Annotated in this window: 4 protein-coding genes and 2 pseudogenes; all 6 read right to left on the bottom strand. The window is 67.0% G+C overall.

Features of this window, described 5'->3' with window-relative positions:
- Positions 1 to 914: pseudogene (locus ACXJKR_RS21385) on the bottom strand (ABC transporter permease); the annotation flags it as partial.
- A gap of 73 nt (positions 915 to 987) precedes the next feature.
- Entirely contained in the window at positions 988 to 1971 is a 984-nt protein-coding gene (locus tag ACXJKR_RS21380) for an ABC transporter permease (protein WP_457324536.1), read from the bottom strand.
- Positions 1971 to 4160, bottom strand: a complete 2190-nt coding sequence (locus ACXJKR_RS21375; protein WP_457324535.1) for an ABC transporter substrate-binding protein — start codon at positions 4158 to 4160, stop codon at positions 1971 to 1973. Before ACXJKR_RS21375 ends, ACXJKR_RS21380 begins: the two co-directional genes overlap by 1 nt.
- A 150-nt stretch (positions 4161 to 4310) precedes the next feature.
- Complete coding sequence (locus ACXJKR_RS21370; protein ID WP_457324534.1) at positions 4311 to 5300, bottom strand: LD-carboxypeptidase; 990 nt, start codon at positions 5298 to 5300, stop codon at positions 4311 to 4313.
- Between the two features lie 267 nt (positions 5301 to 5567).
- Entirely contained in the window at positions 5568 to 6107 is a 540-nt protein-coding gene (gene tadA / locus ACXJKR_RS21365; RefSeq protein ID WP_457324533.1) for a tRNA adenosine(34) deaminase TadA, read from the bottom strand.
- A 13-nt stretch (positions 6108 to 6120) separates the two neighbouring features.
- Positions 6121 to 6301, bottom strand: a pseudogene (locus ACXJKR_RS21360) (winged helix DNA-binding protein); the annotation flags it as partial.

Genomic DNA, 6301 nt, shown 5'->3' with positions numbered 1-6301 from the left:
AGGAAGACCTGCACCATCAGCACGCAGGCGGCGATCAGCAGCACATTGGGCACCGAGCTCAGCATGGTGTAGAGGTACTGGATGGCCTCGTCGACCCAGCCCTTGTAGTAGCCGGCCAGCACGCCGAGCAGCAGCGCGATGGGCAGTGTGGCCAGCGTAGCCAGCGCGCCAATGACGAAGGCGGTGCGCACACTCTTGAGGGCTTGCACGAGCACGTCGTTGCCGGTGCGGTCGGTGCCGAAGACGTGGTAGTGCGGCATCAGCGCGATGACGGGCCCGGCCAGCAGCGCGATGACGGCCAGCATGATCAGCATGGCGCGCAGCGGGTAGTAGGTGCGGTCGGCAGCAAGATCGGCCAGCCCGTGGCGCCAGCCACCGTGATGACGGGCCAGGGCCGCGGCGGTCAGAACGACCATCACCCCGACGGCCAGCAGGCCGCCCGCCAGGCCCAGGGCAGCGCGCGCAACGACGTCGGCCGACCATTGCGTCGCCGGGTCGGTCAGGTGCGCGCCACCGAACTGCAGGCGCGGGTAGTCGCGGCTCACTTGGCCCTGGGCGTCGGTAACGCTTTCCTTGTTGAAGCCACGCGTGCCCAGCGGCAATGAGTAGCTGACCTCACGCATGCCGATCTGGCGCTGCAGGACCAGGTCGAGCAGCGACAGCGTGCGCGTGTCGTAGACGGCGGCCTCACCTTGGCCCGACAGCAGCGCATGTCGAAGGTGGATGCTGTCGGCCAGAGTGAGGAGCAGGAAGAGTGCCATGACAACGCCGGCACACGCGGCGACCGGATCACGCAGCACGCGCCGCCACGTCGCACGCAGATTGGCTTGGCGCCTCACTCGCAACGCGTAAGCGACGACGGCCGCTGCCACCAGCCACAGCGCGATGTCGGTCCAGAGCAGCACCAGTTTCATGTCAGCGCGGCCGTCCGAAGGGCATGAGCGCCCCCTCGGGGGGCAGTGAACGAAGTGAACGTGGGGGCCATCGTCATGAAAGCCTCACCCGCGGATCCACCCAGGTGTAGGCGATGTCGATCAACGCATTGCTGGCGATGTAGAGCAGCGCGCCGAGGAAGACCATGGAACGCACGATGGCGAAATCCTGACCCGTGATGGCCTCGATGACGAAGGCGCCCAGGCCCGGTATGCCGAAGAAGCTCTCGAACACCAGGCTGCCGAGGAAGACGTAGGGCAGATAGCTGCCGGCGCTGGTGATGATGGGAATGAGGGCATTGCGCAGCACATGGCGGCTCAGCACCCGGCCCTCGCTCAGGCCCTTGGCGCGTGCGGTGCGCACATAGTCCTTGCCCATCTCCTCCAGGAACATCGCGCGGTACAGCCGCGCCTCGCCACCCAGCCGCGACAGCAGCGACAGYAGGATGGGCAGGGCCAGGAACCTGACCGCATCCAGCCCCGGCGCGAAGCCGTTCATCGGCACCAGCCTGAGCACACGCGCAAACAGGAACTGGCCGACGATGATGTAGAACAGGCTGCTGATGGACAGCATCAGCACGCACAGCACCACGCCCCAGAAGTCGATCTTGCTGTGCCGGAAGAACACCAGCAGCAGCGCGAAGGCGATGCTGACGATGACCTGCAGGATGAACAGAGGCAGTGCCAGCTGCAGGCTGACGCCCATGCGCACCTTGATCTCGTGGCCGATGTTGATGGCCTGGCGCGCATCGCTCTTGCCGAAGTCCAGTGCGAACAGGCTGATGGAACGGTCCCACAGGATGGTGTGCGTGACCCGCTCCGCCCCAGTCTTGCTGGCGTCGAAGTACAGCGGCTTGTCATAGCCGCGCTCGGTCTTCCACTTCTCGATCTGCTCCTGCGTGACGCGCTTGCCGCCGATGTTCAGCCGCGCCATGTCGTCGGGCGTGTTGACCGAGAAGAACAGGAAGAAGGTGAAGAGATTGACACCGACGAGGATGGCCAGGCCATAGCCCAGGCGGCGCAGCATGAAGCCCAGCATCAGGCTTTCCTCTCGGTGGCTTGTTCACGGGCCTGCCAGGCGCGACGCGTCGCGATGAAGACAGCCAGCCCACCGCCTGCCAGCAGCAGCAGCGGCCACCAGACCGGCCGATTCCACKCGGCGATGCTGTGCGTGCGCTCCTGCGCATCCACGCGCAGGTAGCGCGCCCGGTCGCGCACGACGACGCCTGGCTTGCCGTTGTGCACCCAGCGCTGGAAAGCCACCCCCGAGTAGCTCCAGAAACCCCAGGCCCAGGGCGAATCCTGGCGCACGATGTCGTTCATCTGCGCCATCACCMGCGCCTTCTCCGGGYCGTCTTCCAGCGACTGCAGCTTGCGGAACAAGCGGTCGAACTCGGGGTTGGCGTAGTTCGCCGTGTTTTCGCCCTCGTGCAGGCTTTTGGCGTTGGGGCCGTACAGCAGGAACAGGAAGTTCTCGGCATCGGGGTAGTCGGCGAACCAACCCCACCAGAAGATCTGGTGCTTGCCCTTGAGGATCTTTTCCTGGAACTGGTTGAAGTCGGTCGCACGGATGTCGAGCTGTATGCCGAGCTTGGCGAACTGGCGCACCATCCAGTCGTTCTCGGCCTTGAGCTCGGGCGTGATGACGCGCTGGAAGTCGTAGTTCAGCACCAGCGGCTTGCCGGTCTTCACGTCACGGCCGTCGGGGTAGCCGGCTTCGGCCATCAGCTTGAGGGCGTCTTGCAGCGGCCGGCGCACGGGCTTGCCGTTGACGAGTGTGTGCGTCACCGGGTTGAACTCACCGGGCTCGCCCTCCTTCGATCCGAAGACACCCGGCGGGATGGGGCCGTGGGCCGCGTCGCCGCCCTTGTCGCGGAAGATCCGGCCATAGCCCTCCTCCCAGTCGATGGCAATCGAGATGGCTTGGCGCAGCGCGCGGTTGCGCCGCTGCTGCTCGGGCGTGTCGCCCTTGCCGACGACCGGGTCCAGCCAGTTGAAGCCGAGGTACCAACTGCTGATGTCGACATCCATCGGCAGCTGGAAGCCACGCTGCTCGAAGAAGGCCCGCACTTCGTCGGAGTCGTCGCGGTCGACCGCGAGGTTCACGCCCCAGTCGGCGCGGTCCATCTCGGGCAGGTCGAGATAGCCCTGCTTGAACAGCTCCTTGATCGGCACCTTCTCCTTCACGTTGATGGCCACGACCTTGTCGACGAAGGGCACGCGCTTGCCGCAATCCGCCAGCCGCCCGGCCTCAGCGTCGCCGGGGCTGCCGTCGCAGGGGTAGGTGTCGGGCCGATAGTTTGGGTTGCGGCTCATCACATGGCGGCGGTCCTGCACATACTCCGTCATCATGAAGGGGCCACTGCCCACCGGCCACTGATTCCAGGTCAGCGAATTGGCGGCCATGCCGGGCTGGGCGTAGAAGGCGTCCACCTCCCAGGGGATGGCGGCCGTGAAGTTGGTGGCCAGCCAGTAGCGCCACTGCGGGTAGCGGCCCTTGAGGCGGATGCGCAGCAGGTGGTCGCCCACGGCCTGAGCACCGGCGAGCGGCCAGCGGCGCAAGTCCAGGAAGGGCTTGTCCGCCAGGCTCTCGGCTTGGCCGGCCAGCTGGCTGGCGCTTTCGCGCTTTATCTGCGCAACATAGTCCTTCAGGCCCAGGACATGCTCGGAGAACACGGCCTGGACCGGGGTCTCGATGCGCGGGTTGGCGTGGCGCTTGAGCGCATAGACGAAATCCTCGGCGACCACCTCGCGCGTGCCCAGCTGCTTGAAATCGAAGGGGCTGCGCTTGTCACCCAGCTCGCCGGGCGTGAGGTGGTGGTAGAGGTAGCCGCCCTTGGCGTCTTTCGCAAAGGCCGGGTGGGGCGACCACTTCAGGCCCGGGCGGATGGGAATGTCGTAGACCGCCTCGGCGATCTGCTCGTCCGGCGCGTCGTCGGGCAGGCGCTGGCCCTTGGCATCGAGGTAGTAAGGCTGCGCCAGTCCGGCGGCCGCGCGTGGGATCAGCGTGTAGGGCCGCTTCAGCGGGTGGTAGCCGTAGGGCGGCTCGCTGATCTCGTAGGTGTAGGTGCTTTCGGGGGCCGTGTACGACGAGGTCGGATCCAGATAGCGCGGCGAGCGCTCGGCAAAGGCCATGTAGAGCGTGTTCTCGCGCTCGGCGCCGAGAGGATGGGGGCTGTTGTTGCAACCGGACAGCAGGCCGAACGCCAACGCGCTCAAGGCTCTCACCGCCCAACCGAAAACTCCCGCCACGCCGACACCCTCAAACGACAAGCGCCCCGGCGGCAGGCCGAGGCGATAGYGGGAATCATAGTCGGGCACTCGTCTATACAACGCTGCCCGCCCCCGAGAAAGCGGCGAGGAAAACCCGGGGTGACTTCAGTGATGGTGATGGTCGTGACCGCAGTCGTCGCCGCAGTCGTCATCGTGGTCATGCGCGCCGTGCGCCAAGCGCGGGTCCGACTGCCAGCCCAGGATGGCCTCGCGCCGCTGCACATAGAGCTCCACCGTGCCGCCAACTGGCAGGCAGACCTTGGTGCGCACATGGCCGAACGGCAGGCCCGTCAGCACCGGCGTCTTGGTGCGGGCGCGCAGCGCGGCGACGGCGTCCTTGATGCCATAACCACGATCCAGCGGCGACTTGGCCGCGCCGCTGAAGTCGCCCAGCAGCACTGCGGCCTGCGCATCGATGACGCCGGCCTGCTGCAGCTGCAGCAGCATGCGCTCGACGCGGTAGGGATGCTCGTTGACGTCTTCGAGGAACAGGATGCCGCCCTTGACCTTGGGCCAGTGCGGCGTGCCCAGCAGCGAGCACAGCACGCTGAGGTTGCCCCCCCAGAGCCGCCCGCGCGCCTCCAGGCCGTCGAAGCCACCGGTCGGCTCGCGGAAGCCTACGGCCTCCAGCGCGCCGCTCATGGCTTCCAGGAAGCAGTCGCGCGTGACCTCGTCGACACCGCCATCGGCCTCACTGCGGCCGAAGTCGTCACAAGCCAGCGGCCCGGCCCACATGGACAGCCCCTTGTGGCGGGCGATCAGGCCGTTCTGCAGCGCGGTGAGGTCGCTGTAGCCGACCCAGCGCGTGCCCTGCTCGATGCTGCGCGCGATGCGGCCCCAGTCGAGCTGGTCGAGCAGGCGCGTCAGGCCGTAGCCACCCCGCGTGGCCAGTGCCACCGACGGCGCAGCATCGGCGATGCGATGCAGGGCTGCTAGACGCGCCGCGTCATCGCCAGCGAAGCGTTGATGCTTGGCCAGCGCATCAGCGTCGGTGCTGACCTCGAAGCCCAGCTGCGTCAGCCGCCTGGCGGYGCGCTTCAGCGGCTCGGCCTTGGCCAGGACACCCGACGGCGTGAACAACGTGAGTGAGGTCATCAAAGGGCCTGTTGAAGTCAAGGAAATCGGTGCGAGAGGGCTTGCGCGGGTGCAGGGCTAGGCGTGCGACGCCGCCTGGGCTCATGCCCAGGCCAGGCGCACAACAACGCCATGCGCCCGTGCAGGCCCTCTCCCGAAGGGTTGTCACTCAAAAGCCCGCGCGCGGCGTTGCGAAGCCTCGCTGGGATCAACCCCAGCTTCGACTTCGCGCCTTGCTCGCGGGCTTTTGAGTGGCAACGCATCCGACTTCCTTGGCTTCAACAGGCCCTATTCGTCCAGTTCGGTCGCTTCGCCGGTCGGGATCAAGCCCTGACGTTCGGCACGGCGCGCACGTGCGGCCTCGCGGCGTTCGGTGAAGAAGTCGCGCAGCAGCTGCGCCGACGCGTCCGCCAACAGCCCGCCTTCGACGGCGGTGTGGTGATTGAGCTGCGCCTGGGCAAACAGGTCGATGACCGAGCCAGCCACACCCGTCTTGGGGTCGCGCGCCGCGAACACGACGCGCTTGAAGCGCGCATGCATCAGCGCCATCGCACACATCGCGCAGGGCTCCAGCGTCACGAAGAGCTCGCACTCGGGCAGGCGGTAGTTCTCCAGCAACGTGGCGGCGTGGCGCAACGCGACGATCTCGGCATGGGCCGTCGGATCATGCGTCGTGATCGGGCGGTTGTAGCCGGTGGCGATGACCTGATCGCCGCGCATGATGACGGCGCCCACCGGGACCTCACCCACCAGCCAGGCGTTCTGCGCCTGGTCCAGCGCGAGCCGCATGGCTTGCTCGTCGGCTGGCGTGAAGATAGGCACTGTCATGAAGGCCGGCAGTTTAGAGCGATGCCGCTGACCGAGACGCCTGGTCGTAAAGCCCCGACAGCAACCGCATCAGCTGCGCGCTGTCGCCGATGTCCTGGTTCTGCTGGCCGCTGTCCGCCAGCGCCTCCATCAGGCAGCGCTCACGCACCTGGCGGTAGGCCTCGCACAGGGCCTGCCCCTGCTCGGTCGTCGAG

This window comes from Roseateles sp. P5_E11, assembly GCF_054049355.1.
This window is presented reverse-complemented; position numbering and strand designations above follow the sequence as displayed.